The organism is Candidatus Latescibacter sp. IFSED24 (genome assembly GCF_058273205.1).
Map to the genome: position 1 here is coordinate 3,636,848 of NZ_CM177850.1, position 21,137 is coordinate 3,657,984.

Annotated in this window: 11 protein-coding genes; 7 read left to right on the top strand and 4 right to left on the bottom strand. The window is 70.1% G+C overall.

Annotation, left to right across the window (positions count from 1 at the left end):
• Positions 1 to 79: 79 nt before the first annotated feature.
• Genes IFSED24_RS14735 through IFSED24_RS14745 form a run of 3 tightly spaced genes read right to left on the bottom strand, consistent with a single transcriptional unit; the run spans position 80 to position 5,398 of the window.
• Complete coding sequence (locus tag IFSED24_RS14735) at positions 80 to 772, bottom strand: GDSL-type esterase/lipase family protein (RefSeq protein ID WP_491332234.1); 693 nt, start codon at positions 770 to 772, stop codon at positions 80 to 82.
• Positions 759 to 2,123: a GH1 family beta-glucosidase gene (locus IFSED24_RS14740; protein ID WP_491332235.1), complete on the bottom strand. Its 1,365-nt coding sequence runs from the start codon at positions 2,121 to 2,123 to the stop codon at positions 759 to 761. Before IFSED24_RS14740 ends, IFSED24_RS14735 begins: the two co-directional genes overlap by 14 nt.
• The gene (locus IFSED24_RS14745) at positions 2,120 to 5,398 is read right to left on the bottom strand and encodes a GH36-type glycosyl hydrolase domain-containing protein (RefSeq protein ID WP_491332236.1); all 3,279 of its coding nucleotides are present in this window, start codon (positions 5,396 to 5,398) and stop codon (positions 2,120 to 2,122) included. The genes IFSED24_RS14740 and IFSED24_RS14745 overlap by 4 nt, the downstream gene beginning before the upstream one ends.
• A gap of 161 nt (positions 5,399 to 5,559) precedes the next feature.
• Here IFSED24_RS14745 and IFSED24_RS14750 point away from each other — a divergent pair, with 161 nt between their 5' ends.
• The 7 genes from IFSED24_RS14750 (at position 5,560) to IFSED24_RS14780 (ending at position 18,006) form a co-directional block, all read left to right on the top strand.
• Complete coding sequence (locus IFSED24_RS14750) at positions 5,560 to 6,585, top strand: LacI family DNA-binding transcriptional regulator (RefSeq protein ID WP_491332237.1); 1,026 nt, start codon at positions 5,560 to 5,562, stop codon at positions 6,583 to 6,585.
• A gap of 13 nt (positions 6,586 to 6,598) precedes the next feature.
• Complete coding sequence (locus IFSED24_RS14755) at positions 6,599 to 8,470, top strand: DOMON domain-containing protein (RefSeq protein ID WP_491332238.1); 1,872 nt, start codon at positions 6,599 to 6,601, stop codon at positions 8,468 to 8,470.
• 16 nt (positions 8,471 to 8,486) lie between these two features.
• Entirely contained in the window at positions 8,487 to 11,147 is a 2,661-nt protein-coding gene (locus IFSED24_RS14760; RefSeq protein ID WP_491332239.1) for a TonB-dependent receptor, read from the top strand.
• A 9-nt stretch (positions 11,148 to 11,156) separates the two neighbouring features.
• Positions 11,157 to 14,420, top strand: coding sequence for a hypothetical protein (locus tag IFSED24_RS14765; protein ID WP_491332240.1), 3,264 nt, complete (start codon positions 11,157 to 11,159; stop codon positions 14,418 to 14,420).
• A 20-nt stretch (positions 14,421 to 14,440) separates the two neighbouring features.
• Positions 14,441 to 15,457 carry a PorV/PorQ family protein gene (locus IFSED24_RS14770; protein WP_491332241.1) on the top strand — a complete coding sequence of 339 codons (1,017 nt, stop codon included), beginning with the start codon at positions 14,441 to 14,443 and terminating at the stop codon, positions 15,455 to 15,457.
• A 35-nt stretch (positions 15,458 to 15,492) separates the two neighbouring features.
• Positions 15,493 to 17,121, top strand: coding sequence for a glucoamylase family protein (locus tag IFSED24_RS14775; RefSeq protein WP_491332242.1), 1,629 nt, complete (start codon positions 15,493 to 15,495; stop codon positions 17,119 to 17,121).
• Positions 17,122 to 17,232: 111 nt separating this feature from the next.
• Positions 17,233 to 18,006 carry a hypothetical protein gene (locus IFSED24_RS14780; RefSeq protein WP_491332243.1) on the top strand — a complete coding sequence of 258 codons (774 nt, stop codon included), beginning with the start codon at positions 17,233 to 17,235 and terminating at the stop codon, positions 18,004 to 18,006.
• A 163-nt stretch (positions 18,007 to 18,169) separates the two neighbouring features.
• Here IFSED24_RS14780 and IFSED24_RS14785 read toward each other — a convergent pair whose 3' ends face one another.
• Positions 18,170 to 20,995 carry a serine/threonine-protein kinase gene (locus IFSED24_RS14785; protein WP_491335065.1) on the bottom strand — a complete coding sequence of 942 codons (2,826 nt, stop codon included), beginning with the start codon at positions 20,993 to 20,995 and terminating at the stop codon, positions 18,170 to 18,172.
• Positions 20,996 to 21,137: the final 142 nt, after the last annotated feature.

Consider the following 21,137-nt stretch of genomic DNA (forward strand, 5'->3'; position numbering starts at 1 on the left):
CCGGTGGGTCTGATCGCCTGGCGGCGCCTCAGCGCGGTCCGGCCGCCAGCGCGGCCTGCACCACCTCCGTCCACAGCGCCTATCCCCGGGCATTCAGATGCAGGCGGTCATCGAGGAAGAGCTCCGGCCGCGGCGTGCCGTCGGCGCCCAGCATCGGGGTGGCGACGTCCACGTAGCGGAGCCGGGAGTCGCCTCCGCAGGCCTGGCGCAGCAGCGCGTTGGCCTCGCTCATGGCCGGCCAGCGCGTCCAGCGGGCGGGGCTGGGCTTGATGGCCATCACGAGGATCTCCGTGTCAGGCAGCTCGGCGTGCACCAGGTCGACGAAGCGGCCGAAGAAGGCGAGGAAGTCCGCGGGCGCCACGCCGAAGTCGATGTCGTTGTCGCCCTCGTAGAGCAGGATCGTCGCGGGGCGGCAGGGCAGCACGATGCGTGGCGCGTACTGCAAGACATCGAGCATGGTGCTGCCCCCGAAACCGCGGGGAACGACGGTATGGGGCGCGAGGTCGCGCGCCAGGGCGGGATGCCAGTGGCGGATGCTCGAGCTGCCGAGGCAGAGCAGGGCCCCCGGCGGTGGGGCCTCGCGGCGATCGGCGGCCTCGAAGGCGAGGATCTCCGGCTCCAGCCGGGCGGGGTCGGGATAGGCGGCGGACACCGGGGCCTCCGGCGCGACGGTGACCGGTGGCGCCGCGCAGCCGGCGATCAGGAGCAGGACCCCGACGGCGATACGGCCGCCGGCCAGGACGAGGGCTCGACGCAGATCAGGGAGCGCCACGGGCGATCACCTTTCGGTAGTAGTGGCCGCTGTCCTTGATGGTGCGCCGCTGGCTCGCGCGGTCCACCGCGACCAGGCCGAAGGTCTTGGCGTAGCCACAGGCCCACTCGTAGTTGTCGAGCAAGGACCAGGCGAAGTATCCGCGCAGATCGGCGCCCTGCCGCATCGCCTCCTGCAGGGCCGCCAGGTGGCTGCGGAGATACTCCACCCGCCGGGCGTCGGCGATGCGGCCGGCGGCGTCCGCCGGCGGATCCACGAAGGCGGCGCCGTTCTCGGTGACGTAGAGGGGAGGGGCTCCGTAGTCCTCGGTCACCCGCATCAGCACGCGCCGGAGGCTGTCCGGGTGCACCTCCCACCCCAGCTCGGTATACTCCGCTCCCGCCTGGGGCACGGCCCGGGCGCAGGTCGGCCGCGCCGTCGGATCGTGCCGGTTCACCGAGCGCGTGTAGTAATTGATGCCGAGGAAATCGACGAGCTCGCCGATGAGGTCGAAGTCCGCCGCCGGGTCCTCCGGCCGGTAGCCCGGCCAGGCGGCGCCGAAGACCTCCGCCAGCTCCTCCGGATAGCGCCCGAGCAGGAGGGGGTCGAGGAAAAGGCGATTCATGTACGCGTCCGCTCGTCGCGCCGCCGCCTGGTCGGCGGCGGCGTCGCTGGCCGCGTCCTTGGGCTCGAGATTGACCACGATGCCGATGCGCCCGGAACCACCCGCGCGAAGCGTCGCCGGCAGGGCGCGGTAGGCCCGCACGGCGGCACCGTGCGCCCGCAGCAGGTTGTGCGCCACGCGCGCCGCCGCCGCCAGATCGCGCCGGCCGGGTGGATGCACGCCGTGCACGTAGCCGGCGTCCATGATCACCCAGGGCTCGTTCAGGGTCACCCAGTGCGCGATCCGGTCGCCGAGCCGCCGCCACACCACCTGGGCGTACTCGGCGAACCAGTGGGCGCTGTCGGCATGGGCCCAGCCGCCGCGGTCGTCCAGCACGGCGGGCCAGTCCCAGTGATGGAGGGTGGCGAAGGGGACGATGCCCGCGGCGAGCAGGGCGTCCACCAGCCGGTCGTAGAAGTCGAGCCCGCGCGCGTTCACCCGGCCCGTGCCCTCGGGCAGGATCCGGCTCCAGGCCAGGCTGAAGCGGTAGGCCTTAAGGCCGAGCTCCCGCATCAGCTGCAGGTCCTCGCGCCAGCGCCGGTAGTGCTCGCAGGCGACGTCGCCCGTCTCGCCGTTGCTGGTCCGGCCCGGCAGGCGGGAGAAGACGTGCCAGTTGCTCGGCCCGGCGCCGTCGGCCAGGGGCGCACCCTCGATCTGGTAGGCCGAGGTCGCCGCGCCCCAGAGGAAGCCGGACGGCTGGTGGGTCATGACCGCGCCCCGCGCGTGCCGCCGAGGGTGACCCGCAGCCGGTGCTCGCGCTGATCCCGCGCCAGTGGCACCCGCAGCACGCCGTCGCCGCACGGGACATCGGCGTCGTCGCAGCTCGCCGCGACCACGCGCTCGGCGCAGCCCTCCGGGTTGACGACCTCGATGTCGTAGATCGTCGCGTCCTGCGGCACACGCCAGCGAAGGCGGTAGCCGGGCCAGGCGTCGGGAATGCAGGGAGCCAGGACCAGCGTTGCTCCGCCCTCGGTGCGTAGCCCCAGGATCGATTCCACGGCGACCCGCAGCATCCAGCCGGACGAGCCGGTGTACCAGGTCCAGCCGCCCCGGCCCACGTGCGGCTCGGCGCCGTAGACGTCGGCGGCCACCACGTAGGGCTCCACCTGGTAGCGCGCCACTTGCTCCGGCGTGGCGGTGTGCGTCACCGGACTGAGCATGGCCAGCAGGTCGGCGGCCCGATCGCGGCGACCGGCCTCGGCCAGCGCCCGCACCACCCACAGCGCCGCGTGGGTGTACTGGCCGCCGTTCTCGCGCACGCCGGCGACGTAGCCCTTGATGTAGCCGGGATCGTGGGGCGTGTCGACGAAGGGCGGGGTCAGCAGCCGGATCAGGCCCTCGTCCTCGCTGACGAGCTGCGCCTCGACCGCGTCGAGCGCCTGCTGCGCCCGCACCGGCGGCGCGGCCCGCGAGAGCACCGACCAGGCCTGCACGAGCGCGTCGATGCGGCACTCGGCGTCGCCGGACGAGCCCAGCGGCGTGCCGTCGTCGTAGTAGCCGCGCCGGTACCAGGCGCCGTCCCAGCCGGCCTGGTCGAGCGTCGCGACGAGCGCCTCGCGGTGGGCACGGTAGCGCTCGGCACTCGCGCCGTCGCCGCGACGGTCGCACAGCGGCGCGAAGGCGTCGATCACCGCCACCAGGAAGAAGCCCATCCAAACGCTCTCGCCGCGCCCTTCGCGGCCGACTCGGTTCATGCCGTCGTTCCAGTCGCCCGTCCCGAAGAGCGGGAGCCCGTGCCGGCCCACCCGCAGCGAGCGATCGATGGCACGGCAGCAATGGTCGTAGACGTCGGCGTTCTCGCCGGCGGGGCGCGGCTCGAGGAAGGCCTCGTCCTCCCCGGGCTCGAGCGCGCGGGCCGTGAGGTAGGGCGCCTCAACGGCGAGGATGGCCGCATCGCCGGTCGCGGCGACGTAGTGGGCGGTCAAGAGGGGCAGCCACAGCAGATCGTCGGCGAAGCGCGTGCGGATGCCGCGGCTCAGCGGCGGATGCCACCAGTGCAGGACGTCGCCCTCGCGGAACTGATGGGCCGCGTGCAGCAGGATCTGCTCGCGGGCCAGCTCGGGCCAGAGGGGCAAAAGCGCCAGCGCGTCCTGGAGCTGGTCCCGGTAGCCGAAGGCGCCGCCGGACTGGTAGAAGGCGGTGCGCCCCCACAGCCGGCAGCTCAAGGTCTGGTAGGCCAGCCAGCCGTTGACCAGCGGGTCGAGCGCCGGCGACGGCGTCTGCACGCGGATCCCGGACACGCCGTCGCGCCAGAAGTCGCGGACCTCGCGCCAGGCCGCCGCGAAGGCGCCGGGTCGCGTGAGCTCGGCGACGCGCCGCCGCGCCGCCGCGAGGCCCGTCTCCTCCCCGAGCAGGAACACGAGCTCGCGGGACTCGCCGGGGGCCAGCTCGAAGATCCCGCCCTGGCTGAAGGCGGCGTCCGGGCCACGGGTCGACGGCGGGGCCTCGGCCAGCGGACCGAAGGCCGGCGCGGCGAGGTCGAGCCGGTCGCCGAGAAAGGCGGCGTGGCTGGTGCCGTGGACGATCCTCGTTCCCGGGGTCTCGCTCGCGACCGCGGCGAAGGCGACGTGGTCGGCCCAGGGCCCCGCCGCGCTGTTCTCCGCCAGCAGGGCGCCCGACACGGCATCGAAGCTGGCGCCGAGCGTGGGCGCACTCTCGTCGGGGGTCGTGCCGAGAACGAGCCGGGCGTGGGACCAGAGGGAAAGGCGCCGCGGCTGCTCGCCGGCGTTGCGCACGCAGACCCGGGTCAGGCGCACCGGCGCCCCCCGCGCCACGCAGACCAGGGTATCCACGGCAAGCCCGCGGAACGCGTGGGTGCAACGGGTGTAGCCGAAGCCGTGCCGCACCTCGTAGTCCGCCGCCGCCGGCGCGGGTCCCGGCCAGCAGGACCAGGCGGTGTCCTCCGCCTCGTCGCGGAGGTAGATCGCGTCGCCGTGAGGGTCGAGCACCGGATCGTTGAACCAGGGGGTGAGGCGATGCTCGCGACTGTTGCCGCACCAGGTGGCGCCGGCGCCGGTCTCGCTCACCAGGCAGCCGAAGGTCTCGTTGGCGAGCACGTTGACCCAAGGGCGCGGCGGCAGCACCAGGCTGCCGTCCTGGCCGTGACGCACCTGGATCACGTACTCACGGCCGTCGTCGTCGAAGCGGCCGTGGCCGTTCGGCGCGTCCGGGGTCGCCGCCGGGAGCGGCGGCTGAGCGAGCGGGAGGGGGACCGCTTCCCCGCGGCCGCGACGCGCGAGCGACAACGCCGCCGCCCGGTCGTCGGCTGCGCCCAGGAGGAAGCCCAGCCGGACCGGCTCGTCGGGCGCGAGGATCAAGCTCCGCCGGAGGCTCAGGCAGGGATCCAGGACATTGCCGCAGGTTCCCGACAGCGGCTCCCGCGCGGATTGCGCCGCGGGCCGTCCCGCGGGCCGTCCGCGTCCCAGGAAGCGAGCCCGGTCGGTCTCGAACTCGACGGGGCCGCCGTCGAGACTCGCGTGCACGAGCCAGGCATGGCGCTCGGCGGGGTCGCGCGGACGCCGCTTCACCAGGAGCGCGGCCGACCCGTCCACGAACTCGGTCTGCAGGAAGAGCTTGGAGAAGGTCGGGTGGGCCGCGTGGGCGCGCGGGTCGTGCAGGACGACCTCGGCGAAGGTGGTCAGGTCGACCGGCCGCGGTTCGCTGCCGTGATGGACGAGCGTCAGGTCCAGGCGCGCCACCGGCGTGGTCGACTCGACGGTGACGGTGAGCAGCGCCTCCAGGTCGCCGCGCCGATGGCCCACCTCGGCGACCGTGGCGCTCCGCCGGCTCCAGGCCTCGCCGGCGCCGACGGGCCAGGACTCTCCGCTCTGGAGATCCCGGAGGTGGCAGACGAGTCCGCCGGGGCCGATCAGGACCTCGTCGTCGAGACGGGCCTGGCCGAGCCCACCTCCGGTGAACTCGAACTGGAAGCGGCCGTCGCCCAGATGGGACGGAGCAGCGGACGCTCCAGCGGGATGCTTCATGGTGAACTCCTCGCCAGCATACGAATCCGCAGTGTGTTCTAGGGTAAACCGCTCGATTTGTCAAATAGGTGTTGACACTTTTTCAACTTTATGAAAACGTTTACATCGCTCCCAAGCGAACTTTTTCGCCGGACTTCCCGATTCGCCGACGGGAGGGCACCATGGCGACCATCCGTGACGTGGCGCGAGCCGCCGGTGTCTCGATCGCGACGGTCTCGCGCGTGTTCAACAACCACGAGCTGGTCAACGACGAGACGGCCCGGAGGGTCATGCAGGCCGCCGCCGCCTGCGATTACTGGCCCAACGAGGCGGCCAAGAGCCTGACCACCAGCCGGAGCAACGCCTTCGGGGTGCTGCTGCCCGACCTCTACGGCGAGTTCTACTCGGAGATCATCCGCGGCATCGATCACCGGGCCCGCCAGGCGCGCTACCAGATCCTGCTGTCGAGTTCCCACGCCAGCAACGAGGACGTGCTGAACGCGGCGCGGGCCATGCTCGGACGGGTCGACGGCCTGATCCTCATGACACCCGACGGCACCGATGCCGCCACCGTGGAGCAGATCCGCCGGCGGCTCCCGGTTACCTTGCTCAACCCCAGCATCGCGATCGACGGCTGCAACGCCATCTCGATCGACAACTTCGCTGGCGCCCGGGCCGCGACCGAGCACCTGCTGCGGCTCGGTCACCGCGAGATCGCCATGATCTCCGGCCCGAGCGGCAATGCCGACGCCGACGAGCGGCGGCGCGGCTTCCTGACGGCCCTGCGCGAGGCCGGTCACGATCCCGAGCACGCCCTGATCGAGGTCGGCGACTTCCGGGAAGCCGCCGGCCACGCGGCGGGTCTCGCGCTGCTCGCCCGGCAACATCGACCGAGCGCCGTCTTCGCCGCCAACGACAGCATGGCCATCGGGTTGATCGGTGCGGCGCGCGAGCTGGGCGTGCGGATCCCCGAGGACCTCGCCGTAGTCGGCTTCGACGACGTCACCATCGCCCGTTACCTGAATCCCCCGCTGACCACGGTCACGGTCGATGCCTACGGGCTCGGCCGGCGCGCGGTCTCGCGGATGCTCGCCGCCGTCGAGGCGGCCGAGGCACCACCCTCGAAGCGTGAGATCCTGCCGGCGCGGCTCACCGTCAGGGAATCCTGCGGTGGGCGGCGGGCGGCGATCACGCGTTCGCCTCTTTGAGGAGGTCTCCGAAATGACCTGGAGAAATACCATCGCGCTCGCTCTCGTCGGTGTGGGGCTCGTGCTGCCGGCCGCGGCGCAGACTCCGCGCGAGGATGTCATCTGGGCGCGCGTCTCGCCCGATCCCATCGTGCTGGACGGCGTGCTCGACGAGGCGGCCTGGGCGGCCGCCGAGACCAAGATCGTCACCTACGGGGAGAACGCCGGCAATCCCGGCAGCGGCTGGAAAGCGGAGGCCGGCTGGGCCGCCGGCGATCCCACGCAGGCCACGCTCCGCTTCCTGGTGCACGGCAACCAGCTCTACCTCGGCGCCGAGGTGCAGGACGTCTCCATAGGCGGCAGCCGCGAGTTCAACCGCATCGACGGCCTCCTGATGGGCCTGAAGAACCACGCGGCCGAGGGCTATCCCAAAGCCCAGACCGAGTACTTCTACTCCTGGTGGTATCCCGATCTCGACGATCCCCAGCCGGAGGGCCAGGGCCCGGACTTCCGGGGCTACTGGTCCAACAACGACTCCACGCCCCGCACTCCCGAGCAGGTCGCGGCCTGGGACGCGGTCACGGTCGTCGACGGACTGACCAACAGCGACGCGACCCTCGATACCGGCTACACCGTGGAGATGCGCTTCGACCTCGGCGTGATGGGCTACGACGTGACCCGGCCCGAGGGCGACGTCGTTGAGTGGAACATCTCCATCTACGACACCGACTACTTCTGGCCGCCGGCGGTGGGGCTCTTCTCCTCCAACCGCGTCTGGTGGCAGGACGCCTGGGGCAACACCGCCTGGTACAACGAGGTCCGCATCCACGCGCGGCCCGACGTGACCATCGACACTTCCACCTTGCCCGAGCTCGGCCCCGAGGTCGTGATCTTGCCGCTGGACACCGCGCCGGTGATCGACGGCGTCCTCGACGACGCGGTCTGGTCCGATCCCTCGGTCTACACCTTCGACCTCCGCTGGGACGACGACGAGTTGCGCCAGACCTACGACGGCGTCGGCCCCTACCGGTCGGGCCAGTACCAGCCGCCGGTGCACGGCGACCAGGCCTTCGTCGTCGATCCGGGCGACGCCACCGTGCAGGTCTACTACAGCGGGAACATGCTCTACTTCGGCTTCGAGGTGCACGACGCCGTGGTCCAGTACCACCCCGTGCCCGACCGCTGGGACGGCTTCGTGGTCACGCTCGAGGACCACGAGCTGCGCCACACCGACAACAACCTGCTGCAGCGGCGCCTGTCCTTCCAGGTGGGCGAGGACGGCACCGCCGTGGCGGCGGACTATCTGCTCTCCATGGTGCTCGCCGGCGAGGCGGAGTTGGCGCTCCAGCTCATGGCCGGCACCACCGTCGACACCCTCGGCCTCGACGTCGACACCGGCTACACCGCCGAGCTCGCCGTCGACCTCACCGCCCTGTCCTACCCGAGCAACCTCGGCGACCGCACCTTCCACTTCGGCGTGACCCTGCTCGATGGCGACTCCTTCCTGCCCATCATCGACAGCTACGCCACCCGCACCTGGTGGTATCGGGAGCGCGAGTACACCTGCTGCCCGCCCTGGGCCTACCTGTCGCCCGGACCGGTCGGGGTGGCCGACGGGCCCTTCGGATCGCCCTACGGCCAGGTCCAGGCCCTCGGCAATCCCTCGCAGCAGCCCCGCATCGCCTTCGCCCTGCCCCGCGAGGACCTGGTGACCCTCGAGGTCTTCGACCTGCGTGGCCGGCGCGTCGCGCGGCGCGAGCTGGGCCTGCGCCAGGTCGGCGAGGTGCCGCTCTTCGCGGACCGCCGGGCTGAGGCCGGCGTCTATCTCTACCGGCTGCGGCTCGTCGATCCCGCGACGGGTCAGCTGCGGACGACCCTGCAGGGCAAGACCGTCCTGCTGAAATAGAGCGGAGGCTCGAAGCGTGAAGCAGCCGCTGCGCACCGCCGCGATCGGCGCCCTCGTCATCCTCATGGGGCTGGCCATGGCGCCGCCGCGGCTGCTGGCCGGCACCACCGGCACGATCAGCGGGCGCGTCATCGACGAGGATGAGGCGCCAGTGGTGGCGGCGACTATCGTCGTGGTCGGCACCCGCCTCGGCGCCTACTCCGACGCGGAAGGCAAGTTCAAGATCCTCAACGTCCCGGCCGGCACCTACGACCTCAAGGTCAGCCGCCTCGGCTACAACCCGGTGACGCTGAGCGGCGTGATCGTCTCGGCCGACCAGACGGCCCGCGTCGACGTCCAGCTCGGCGGCACCACGCTGCAGGCGGAGGAGGTGGTGGTGGTGGCCGAGCGGCCGCCGGTCGACCTCGGGCTCACGAGCTCGCAGTCCAACCTGACCACCGAGCAGATCGAGGAGCTGCCGGTGCAGACCCTCGACGACGTCGTCAACCTGCAGGCCGGGGTGGTCGACGGGCATTTCCGCGGCGGACGCGAGGGCGAGGTCCAGTACCAGGTCGACGGCGTGAGCGTGAACAACGCCTTCGACAACTCGTCGACCCTGGTCCTCGACCGCTCGCTGCTCCAGGAAGTCCAGGTGATCAGCGGGACCTTCGACGCCGAGTACGGGCAGGCCATGAGCGGCGTGGTGAACGCCGTGCTCAAGGAGGGCGGCGAGACCTTCGAGGTGACCGGCGAGGCCTACGCCGGCGGCTTCGTCTTCCCCGGGCGCGAGACCGAGCGGCGCACGAGCGACACGATCCATCCGCTCGGCACCAGCAGCGTGCAGCTGACCCTGAGCGGGCCGCTCGCGGGCAAGGACACCACCTTCCTGCTCAGCGGCCGCTTCTACGACTGGGAGGACTTCGTCTACGGCACCCGCACCTTCCGCACCTCCGACCGCGCCGATTTCGAGAACAACGTCTACGAGGGCACCGGCGACGGCTCGGATGTGCCGCTGGGCTGGTCCCAGGAATGGTCCGGAGCGGCCCAGATCACCAACCGCTCCCTCGCCAACGACAAGTTCAGCTATCAGGTGATCTTCAACACGAATCAGGGCCGGCGCGCGAACTATGCCTACCGCCTCAATCCCGACGGGCTGTCGCTGCAGCAGTCCCACGGCCTGGTCCACGGCGCCGACTGGACCCACACCTTCGGCGCGGCCACCTTTCTCGAGCTGAGCCTGCGCCAGAACATCTACGAGTACGAGGACCACATCTGGGACGCGTACAGCGACGCCTACGACGCCGCCGGCCCGCCCGAGGGCACCGACAACTACGAGAACGGCGCCATCGTCCAGGGCGCCCAGTTCACGCAATACCTCCAGCGCACCAACACCTTCGTGACCAAGGGCTCGGTGACCAGCCAGGTGGACGAGGAGAACCGCATCAAGGCGGGCTTCGAGTTCTCCCTGCCCAAGATCGAGTTCGGCACGCCCGTCCATCTGACCTACTCGACGCCGGGCGGGATCGCCCAGATCGTCCGCCACGAGAACGAGCCGCCCGACTTCCCGGGGGTGCAGACGAATTACCCGGTCATGGGTGCGGCCTTCCTCCAGGACCAGCTCGAGAAGGATTTCCTGACCGTGCGGGCGGGCGTCCGGTTCGACTACTTCGACGCCCGCTCCACCGTGCCCAGCGACCTCGCCAACCCCGCCAACGCGATCCCCGGCGCACCCGAGTCGGTGCCCGTGGCGACCTCGGCGAAGGCCTCGCTGTCCCCGCGCCTGGGCGTGGTCTACCCCATCGAGGACAAGGCCGCGATCCACTTCGCCTACGGCCATTTCCACCAGGCGCCCTCGATCGGCACGATCTTCGAGAACTCCAACTACGACGTCCTGCGCAACCTGCAGGCCGGCAGCGTGGACTACGGCGTGCTCGGCAACCCCGACGTCAAGCCGGAGCGCACGGTGCAGTACGAGATCGGCTACAAGCAGATCCTCACGCCCGACCTGGGCTTCGACCTGACCATCTTCTACAAGGACATCCGCGATCTGATCGGCGTCGAGTTCATCGACACCTACACCGGCGCCCAGTACGCGCGCCTGACGAACGTGGACTTCGGCAACGTCTTCGGCATCACCTTCGCCATCGACCACCGGCGCCTCGGTCCGGTGTCGCTGGCGCTCGACTACACGCTGCTGCAGGCGCTCGGCAACTCCAGCGATCCGCACGAGACGGCGACCCGCGCCGCGAACGGGGAGGATCCCCGGCCGCGGCTGCTGCCCTTCGACTGGGACCAGCGCCATACCGTCAACGTGTCGGCGGCGGTGAGCAAGCCCGGCAACTACAGCGTGAGCACCGTGATCAGGATGGGCAGCGGCCAGCCCTACACGCCCCAGATCGAGTCCGGCTTCGGCTTCGGTTTGGAGGCCAACTCGGGGCGCAAGCCCACCGGCTTCCTCGTCGATCTCCGGGCCGAGAAGACCCTGGCCGCCGCCTCCCCGACCGGCACCTCGGCCGCCGTCTTCCTGCGCGTCTTCAACCTCTTCGACTCTCGCTACTTCAACGGGCCGGTCTATGCCAGCACCGGCAGCCCGTACTATTCGCGATTCCCCGTGACCGACCGCAACGCCCTCGAGGACCCCTTCTGGTTCTATCCGCCGCGGCGGATCGAAGTCGGCCTGCGCATGGGCTGGAGGTGATCTGAGACGATGTCACGACGCGCGCTAGCGACCCTCCTGATCCTCGGCTCGCTGCTGCTGGCGGCAGGCCTGACCGCCGACGTGCCGACGCCCGTGCCGGTACAGCAGCGGGGCAATCACCTCTACGAACGTGCCGGCCAGCACGACGCCAACAACATCCGCACGATCTTCTGGAACTACGGCATGGTGGGCGACTATCCGGCCGACCCCATCAACGTCGACCTGTCCGTCTTCCACTCCGTCGAGGTGCCCAAGGGCAGCGGCCTGAACTACAGCGACGGCATCACCCCCTTCGTGCTGGCGAAGATCGTGCAGGCCAGCGGGGACACGGCCTTCATCATGGAGACCGGTTTCCGCGAGCGTCAGGGCACCTCGCCCTTCCGCAACCGCGACATGCGCTTCGAGCCGCGCCCCGGCTACTTCCAGGAGCAGGAGGCCCTCAATCCGGGCCGCTCGCCGGCCATCAGCAGCGATCCTCGCACCTGGCCCGACACCTGGCCCGACCGCCTCGACGACCCCGACGACCCCGGCTGGTCCGGCGCCTGGAACGGCTACTTCGGCAAGCAGATCGTCGCCGACCAGGAAAGCTACACGGTCATGGACGACGACTACTACGACGCCTGGGACTTCTATCCCGATAGCCGCGACTCGACCCGCCGGGGCCTCGGCCTCCGGGTGGAGGTGCGCGGCTTCCAGTGGACCAACCCCCAGGCGCGCAACGTGGTCTTCTGGCACTACGACATCACCAACGAGGGCACGACCGACTACGAGGACAACATCATCTTCGGCCTCTACATGGACTCCGGCGTGGGCGGGTCGGCCATCTCCTGCGACAACATCCCCGAGTCCGACGACGACAATGCTTACTACCAGAACGAGTTCGAGGGCCAGCGGATCAACCTCGTCTACACCTGGGACAACCGGGGTCACGGACGCAGCCTCAACGATCCCTGCGCCCGCACCGGCTACCTCGGCTACGCCTACATGGAGACGCCGGGCAACCCCACCGACGGCCTGGACAACGACGAGGACGGCATCACCGACGAGCGGCGCGACGGCGGCCCCGGTTCGCCCATCATCGGCCAGGATCAGATCCTGGCCTACGTGCAGGCCAACTACGATTTCGATCGCTTCGTGACGAATTTCGGTCCCATCGAGGAGCTGCCGGTCTGGGAGGCCGAGACCTGGTGGACGGGCGACGAGGACATGGACTGGATCGCCGAGAACCACGACGTCGGCGCCGACGGCCTGCCCGACACGGGCGACACCGGCGAGGGCGACGGCATGCCCAGCCCGGGCGAGCCGAACTTCGACCGCACCGACCTCGAGGAGTCCGACCAGATCGGTCTGACGGGATTCAAGCTCAACCGCATCCGGCCCGGGCAGGGCAATCCCGAGCAGGACGTGGACGGGATCCTCTTCTTCACCAACGCCCAGGAATGGCCCCGTCGCCTCTACGACCAGTTCACGGCTGCCGATCCCGCCGATCGCTTCGACCCGCCGCTCGTCTCGAACTACAACATCGGCTTCCTCTTCGCCTCGGGCCCCTTCAAGCTGCGCGCCGGCCAGACCGAGCGCTTCAGCCTGGCCCTGGCCTACGGCGCCGACCTGCAGGAACTGGCGCGTAACACCCAGACGGTCCAGAAGATCTACAACGCCAACTACCGCTTCGCGGTTCCGCCGGCGCTGCCCACCTTGACCGCCGAGGCCGGCGACGGCTTCGTCCGCCTCTCCTGGGACGACGTCGCCGAGCAGACCATCGACCCGGTGACCAGCGAGCGCGACTTCGAGGGTTACCGGATCTACCGGTCGACGGATCCCGACTTCGTCGACACCCGCGACGTCGACGACCTGGCCACCATCGTCTCCCTGACCAACGGCCAGTGGATCACGGCCTACGACCTGATCGACGGTCGTTCGGGATTCTCGGAGCACGTGGTCGACGGCCGCGCCGAGTACCTCGGCAACGAGAGCGGCATCCGCCACACCTGGACCGACTACAGCGTCACCAACGGCATGCAGTACTACTACGCGGTGACCGCCTACGACTTCGGCTCCGACCCCGAGGATTTCGACTTCCCGCCCTCGGAGAACGCCATCGCCCCCTCGCGCACGCCGCGCGGCGGCCTGGTGCTGCCACTCAACGTGGTGGAGGTGCGGCCCAACCCCCGCGTCCTGGGCTACGTGCCGGCCCGTGCCGACTCGGCCGTGCAGACGGACGGCGCGGGAGACGGCCACGTCGTGGTCGAGATCGTGAATTCCGGCCTGGTCCCGGACGATCAGGAATTCGTCGTCACCTTCACGACCGATCACCCGGACACCTTCGCCGCGACGGCCTACTCGCTGACGAATCTCGCCACGCAGGAGATCCTCTTCGAATCCGGTTCCGACTTCGCCGGCGACGGCGTGGGGCCGGTGGGTGCCGGGCTGCTGCCGATCGTCTCGAGTCCAGCGCGGGTGGAGATCGACTCGGTGGGCTTCCGCGAGGGCAGTCCCACTGACGCGCGGATTGCCGTGATCTACCTCTACGGCACCGGAGGCCTGTCGCACAACCAGCGCCGGTCCGGCTATCCCGACGACATCTCGATCGTGTTCCACGACGAGGTCGTGGACACCTCGCTCGCGCGTCTCGGCTGGCCGGCCACGCCGACCAAGTTCGAGGTCGTCGCGCACTCGGTCGATGGCGACCAGCGCCTGAACTTCTACTTCCGCGACCAGAACGCCGACAACACGCTGAGCGGCCCGGACGAGATCGTCGACGTCGTCACCTACACCGCCGCCCAGCCCGCGATCCCCTACTTCACCTGGCGCTTCACCCTGGATGCGGACAGCCCGGCGCCGATCCTGCCGCCGGGCGGCGGCGACGTCGCGGACCTGCTGCTCGTCCGACCCTGCAGTGCCGACGACCGCTTCGTCTTCGCGACCCACGCCGAGTACGTGGATGCGGAGGAGGCGGGCGAGAAGCTCGCCCCCTACGTCGTCCCCAACCCCTACGTGGCCTCGGCCGAATTCGAGCCGGAGCGCTTCGCGGTGTCCGGGCGCGGCGAGCGACGGCTGGAATTCCGGGGCCTGCCCGCGCACTGCGTGATCCGGATCTACAACATCCGCGGCGAGCTGGTGCAGACCCTGCGCCATGACGGCTCGAACGACGGATTCGTCGCCTGGGACCTGCGGACCAAGGACAATCTCGACGTGGCCCCGGGCCTGTACATCTTCCACGTGGACGGCGGATCGCTCGGCAAGAGCATCGGCAAGTTCGCGATCATCAAGTAGGGCGGAAGGCGAGGCGTGACATGAGGACATGGCTTCGCACGGCGGCGGTGATCACGCTCCTGGTGGCGAGCGTCGTGCCCGTCCATGCCCAGAGCAAGGTGGGCTCCACCGTGGGCGCCTTCCTGCGCATCGAGCCCGGCGCGCGCGGCGCGGCGCTCGGCAACGCGGGCGTGGCCCTGCCGGACGGGATCGAGGCCGTCTACTACAACATCGGCGCCGCGGGCCTGCTGGATCAACCGACCGTCGCGTACACCCACAGCTTCTGGTTCGCCGACATCAGCTTCGACTATGTCGCCCTGGCCCTGCCGCTCAGCGGCACCAGCGCGATCTTCGGCAGCGTGACCTCGCTGAACTCCGGCGAGATCGACGTGCGCACGGTCGATCAGCCGCTGGGAACCGGCGAGCGCTACGACGTGGCCAACGTGGCCCTCTCCGTGGGCTACGGCCTGCGCATCACCAGCCGCTTCGCGGCGGGCATGCAGGCGACCTACGCCACCGAACGCATCTGGCACTCGTCCAACCGCATGGTCACCTTCAACCTGGGCACCGTGTACCAGCTGACCGAGAGCGGCGCCATCCTGGGCTTCTCGCTGGCCAACATCGGTCCGCGGGCGCGCTTCTCCGGCGACGATCTCGCGATCCAGTACGATCCCGATCCGGGCCAGCACGGCACCAACAGCGCCCTGCCGGGCGAGCAGCTCACCGACGAGTTCCCGCTGCCCGGCGTCTTCCGCCTCGGGGTGAGCGTGCCCTGGACGCTCTCCAACCGCAGCCGCTTCCTCTTCCTGGTCGAGGCGCTGCATCCCAACGACAACACCGAGTCCGCCAACCTGGGTGTCGAGTGGTCCTGGGCGGAGGTGCTGGCCCTGCGCGCGGGCTTCCAGACCCTCTTCCAGGAAGATCGCGAGCAGGGCCTGACCACGGGCGTGGGCATCTCGAGCGATCTCGGCGGCAACCGCTACCAGCTCAACTACGCCTGGGCCGCGCACGCGCACCTCCAGGACACGCACCGGATCACGCTGGTGCTGGAATTCTGACCGCCCGCGGCGGTCACGGCAGAGGAGAGACCGAGATGAGCGCGACCTATCGCACCGCAGCCTTCATCATCGTCGCCGCGCTCGGCGTGCTCACGACGGCCCAGGCCGCCCCGGCGGGGATCGCCCGCGGGCTGCCCCCGGCGGGCCGCTCGCTCACCACGGAGGCGCTCCTGGATTCGCTCCAGCGCACGGCCGTCGACTACTTCTGGGAGCAGGCCAACCCCGACAACGGCCTGATCCGCGATCGCAGCCAGATCTGGTCGCCGTGCAGCATCGCGGCGCAGGGCTTCGGGATCTCGGCCATCTGCATCGGCATCGATCACGGCTGGATCGACCGCGAGACCGGACGCGAGCGGATCATGCTGGGCATGGAGACCCTCTGGAACGGTCCGCAAGGGGACGCCGCCTTCGGCACCAACGGCTACCGCGGCCTCTTCTACCACTTCCTCGACATCGACACGGGCCTGCGCACCTGGAGCTGCGAGCTGTCCACCATCGACACCGCGCTCCTGATGGCCGGCATTCTCGACGCGCGCCAGTACTTCGACACGGAGGATCCCGGCGACGTCGCCCTGCGGGCCCTCGCCGATTCGCTCTACCTGCGGGTCGACTGGGACTTCATGCGCAGCGGCGGCGGCGCCATCCGCATGGGCTGGAAGCCGGAAACCGGCTTCAACACCTTCGGCTACTGGATCGGCTACAACGAGGCCATGATCCTCTACCTGCTGGCCCTCGGCTCGCCCACCTACCCGGTGCCAGAATTCACCTGGGGCTACTGGGTCGCCGGCTACCAGTGGCAGACCCATTACGGCTACAGCTACGTGGTCTTCCCGCCGCTCTTCGGCCACCAGTACTCCCACTGCTGGGTCGACTTCCGCGGCATCTGGGACGAGTACATGGCGATGCGCGGCATCACCTACTTCGAGAACTCCCGCCGGGCCACCCTCGCCCAGCGCGAGTACTGCATCGCCAACCCGGGCGGCTGGGACGGCTACGGGCCCGAGACCTGGGGCCTCACCGCCTCGGACGACCCCTTCGGCTATGCCGCCCACGGCGCCCCGCCGCCGCAGAACGACAACGGCACCATCACGCCGACCGCGGCGGCCAGCTCCATCGCCTTCGCGCCCGAGGTCGTCATCCCGACCCTGCACAACCTCTACGACACCTACGGCGACGTGCTCTGGGGCCCCTACGGCTTCAAGGACGCCTTCAACCTCTCCGAGCTCTGGTTCGGCCAGGATTACATCGGCATCGACCAGGGCCCCATCGTGATCATGATCGAGAACCACCTCAACGGGCGCGTCTGGGAGCGCTTCATGGCCAATCCCCACGTGCAGACGGGCCTGGATCGCGCCGGCTTCTCCACGGTGGTTGGTGTGCCTGACCAGCTGGCCGGCGATCCCCGCCTGGTGGTGAACCAGAATTCGCCCAACCCCTTCCATGGCACGACCACGGTGGCCTTCCGCCTGGCCGCGCCCGGGGAGGCGACCCTGCGCCTCTACGACCTGCGGGGGCGCTGCCTGCAGACCATCGTCCATTCCGGTGCCCGAGAGGGTCTCAACCAGTTCGACCTCGACGCCCGCGGCTTGCCCAGTGGCGTCTACTTCTACAGCATCGAAGCTGCTGGAAGTCGAGCGTGGAAGAGGTGTAACATTGTCCGGTAACGGTGACCGAAAGGACTGGTCGCGCGAGGAGGTGATAATCGGCGTCAGGATAACAATTCCATCGGTCTAGAAGCTAGATCGTCCTATGTCTTACATCAGGAGGCTACAGAGATGAGAAAATTCCTTATTATCGGAGCGGTGCTCATGCTCGCCGGCATCGCAGCGGCCACGGATGTCCCCACGAACGCGGCCGTCTTCGAACGGGTCTTCAACGACTGCCCCTTCTCCATCCTGACCGTCACGAACGACTATCCGACCTCCATCCTCATCAACGACCAGAAGGCGGACTGCGGTGACGTCGGCTTCGCCAACCGGCACGGCTGGCGCTTCTCGATGGATGGCTCCACCGCGCAGCTCTTCGGCAACCACAACGGCTTCCGCTTCGGCTGCGACGCCACGATCAGCGGCACCGGCGAGGGCGAGGCCGGCATCGGCATCTCCCCGTGGTGGTCGCAGCTCGTGGACGGCGTCTTCAACCTGCGGACCAGCGACGGCGAGGTGGCGTGCTTCGGCGGCCGGCTGCCCTTCTACTCCTTCACCGGTGATCAGGGCATCACCTACGTCAAGGGCACCACGGTCCATCTGGAGATCGAGTACCTGCCCAACGGGCTCTCCGAGGACAACCCCGGCACCATCGTCTACACCTACGACGGCGCGACCAGCGGCCCGATTCCCTTCGACATGGGCAACCCCGACGAGCCCTACGGGCTCTGGGGCATCCTCGACGACTCGACCGCGGGTGGCAACATGCAGATCTTCCTGCAGGACGGCGGCGACGACGCCAACCTGCAGGTGGTCTGGGAGAACATCTTCTTCGAGGATCTGGGCGACGTGGTGGCGGTCGAGGGCAAGACCCTGAGCAGCGTCAAGGCACTCTTCGACTGATCGCGAAGCAATCTCGACCGATCGAGGGCCGTCTTCCTTGCGGGAGGCGGCCCTTGCCTCGCCCGTGGCGAACGACCGGCTGCTCGCGTCGGTGGAAAACGTGGGCGGAAAGGTCTTGGCGGGCGGCGTGAGCCGCTCGGCGCGACCCGCATCCGTAGCCCGTTCAGCGTCGCTCGCCAGGCTGCTCCAGGGGGTCCTGCAGCAGCCGCTGACCGCCCAGCGACGCGACGAAGGCGTAGCCGAGCAGCGCCGCCAGCAGGAGCGCCGTGGGAACGGTGAGGCTCGCGTACCACGCGCCGAGGTCGAGGGTCCAGGGCTGCCGGCCCACGATGACGCCGATGGCATAGCCGGCGAGGGCGGCCAGGAAGCCGAAGCGTAGGACGAGGTAGAGCAGGGAACCGACCTGGATCATGGACAGGGCGACGACGATCGCCAGCGACCAGGGGCCGAGCGCGGAGCCCAGCGCGCCGTACTTCAGCGTATCCGGCAACATGACCGCGGCGCAGATCAGCAGCACCGCCAGCATGGCGGGGCGCTCGCGGCGGATCACCATCCTGAGGACGACCATGGCGGTCAGCATCCAGATCATCACGATCAGGCCGTCGGTCAGCGCGTAGAGGGTCGCGACCAGCGTCTCGTGCGTTCCGGCCATCCCCACCACCGAGGGACCGGACGTGGCCAGGACCGCGAGGTCGGGGTTCCCGGTCTGTCCCGCGAAGCGGCGCAGGACGCCGAGCAGGGCCGCGACGCCGGTGCCGACGGCGATCCCGACGAGGATGTCCCGCCCCACCACGGGATCGCGGTATCGCCCCTGCATCAACCGCGCCCACGAGATCAGCACCCGGGGCCAGAGCCGTCGGAAGTAGGGCTCGACGGCGAGATAGCCGAATCCGACCTTGGTGGCGTGGAGCAGGGCGTGCCCCATGAATTCGCCGTCGACCAGTCGGTAGAGGGTCGTGGCGAGGTCCGAGGCGCCGCGGCTGCTGGCGAGCAGCGAATCGACCAGGTAGGCGACCAGCGTGAAGACCGCCAGCAAGAGCGCCCCGCGACGGTCGCCGCGGCCGAGGCGCAGGTTGCGCCAGGCCAGCAGCACGCTGGCCACCAGCGGCAGGAAGGTGAAGCCCAGCAGCCATACGACGGCGATCACGGGAACGCTCGCGAAAACCGAGTCCTCCGCGCCGGCGGTACTGAGCTCGACCGCGTCCTTTAAGGTCGCTCCCCACGGCCAGGCGATGGAGAAGTACACCAGCGCGCCGTGGCGGGCGCCCGCGGTCACGGTGACCATCTGCTCGCCCTCGACGTCGCGACCGCGCCAGGCCACCAGGCTGTCCACGGGCACCGGCGCCGGCCCCTCGGCCTCGACCCGCGTCAGCGCGTCGGGCGAGAAACCGGCGGCGCGCAGGATCGCGTCCCAGTCCACGGGGCCTCCGGCGAACTCGCCCCCTTCGTAGGGCTCGACGATCAGACCGACCAGCCGGCCGGCGAGGTCGAGGATCACGCGAGAACCACCGGGAAAATCGAGGGGCGGATCGGCGAGGGTGGTCCAGATCAGGTGCAGGTTGCTCGTCTGCAGCTCAACCGGACTCCAGCGCCGCCAGAAGACCGTCTCCAGCGAGCGGACCCCGTCCTCTCCCGTTGCGCTCATGGCCGTCTCCGCGGCGAGCGAATCGCGCGTGACCATGCGCAGGTAATTGCGATAGTCGAAGAATCCCTGCGCCGAGAAGGGCTCCACGCCGCCGCCGGCCGGACCCGTCAGGATGTCCTCGGCCCGCAAGGCCAGGGTCGTGGCGGGAAGCTCGTATTTCCCGAGGCGGACGGAATTCAGCGCCGCGACCGCCGTCACTCCCAGCAGCGTGACCAGCAGCCAGGCGATCGCCGTGCGCGGGCGTATGCTGCCTGCCAGCCGGGCGCTGGCCACGAGCGCCGGCGAGGGCGTCTCCCCGGCGGCGAGCGCCGCGGCCAGCGGATCACCGCCGGGCAGCGCGCCCAGCACCGCGTAGGCGGAGGGCGGGCGGTCCTCGGGCGCGGTCTCCAGGCACTGCATGACGATGCGCTCGACGGCCGGATCGAGATCGCCGACCAGGCTCGAGGGGGTGGTGACGGCCTCGGACGATCGCGCGCGCCGCCGGTCCGCGACGTGCTCGGCGGCGAAGGCCGGCCGGCCCGTGAAGAGCTCGTAGAGCACGAGGCCCAGGGAGTAGATGTCGCTCTTGACGCTGACCGTGCCGTCGGCGAGCTGCTCCGGCGCCATGTAGGCGGGCGTGCCGGCGATCTGAGCCTCGGCGGTGAGCTCGTCGGCGAGCCCGGCCAGGCCGAAATCGGTGATCCGCACCCGCCCCCGACCGTCGATCATGATGTTGGCGGGCTTGAGATCCCGATGGAGGATGCCGTTCTCGTGGGCCGCCGCCAGGCCGAGGCAGATCTGCCGCGCCAGCTCGGCCGCCTTCTCGGCCGCGGGGCGGCCCAGCCGGCGCAGCACCGAGGCCAGGTCCTCGCCGTCCACGTACTCCATGACGAGGAAGAGGTGGCCGCCCGCCTCGGCGATGTCGTAGGCGCGACAAACGTTCGGATGGGCGATGGACCGCGCCACGCGGACCTCGCGGCGGAAGCGGTCCAGCGCCACCGGGTCGGCCGCCAGCCGCTCGGGCAGGAACTTCAGGGCCACCGACTGTCCCAGCTCGAGATCGTCGGCGCGGTAGACCTCGCCCATGCCGCCGGCACCGAGCCGGCCCACGATCCGGTAACGCTCGCCGAGACGGCGGCCGGGCTCGAAGCGACCGTGCAGGGCGGAGGACGGTGCGCGCCCGGTCGGGGGTGCCGCGGCGACGGTGTGGGCTGTCGTGGCGGCGTCGGCGGCGGCCGGCGGTGTCCCGTCGGCGGCCGGCTTCGCGTCAGCGGCCGCGACGGACGCCGGCAGGCGCGAGCCGCAACCCGCACAGAAACGGGCGTCGGCGGGAACCTGGGCGCGGCACCGGGGGCAGATATGCATGGTGAGCAAGGTACGACGCGCGGATGCCCACCGCCATAGTGGCCTCCGCGGCTTCGACGACCCCGAGACGGCGCGGCCGACTTATGCGGATCCACGAACAACCGCCTGCCCAACACCTCCCCCGCCGTCAACCGACGCTGAC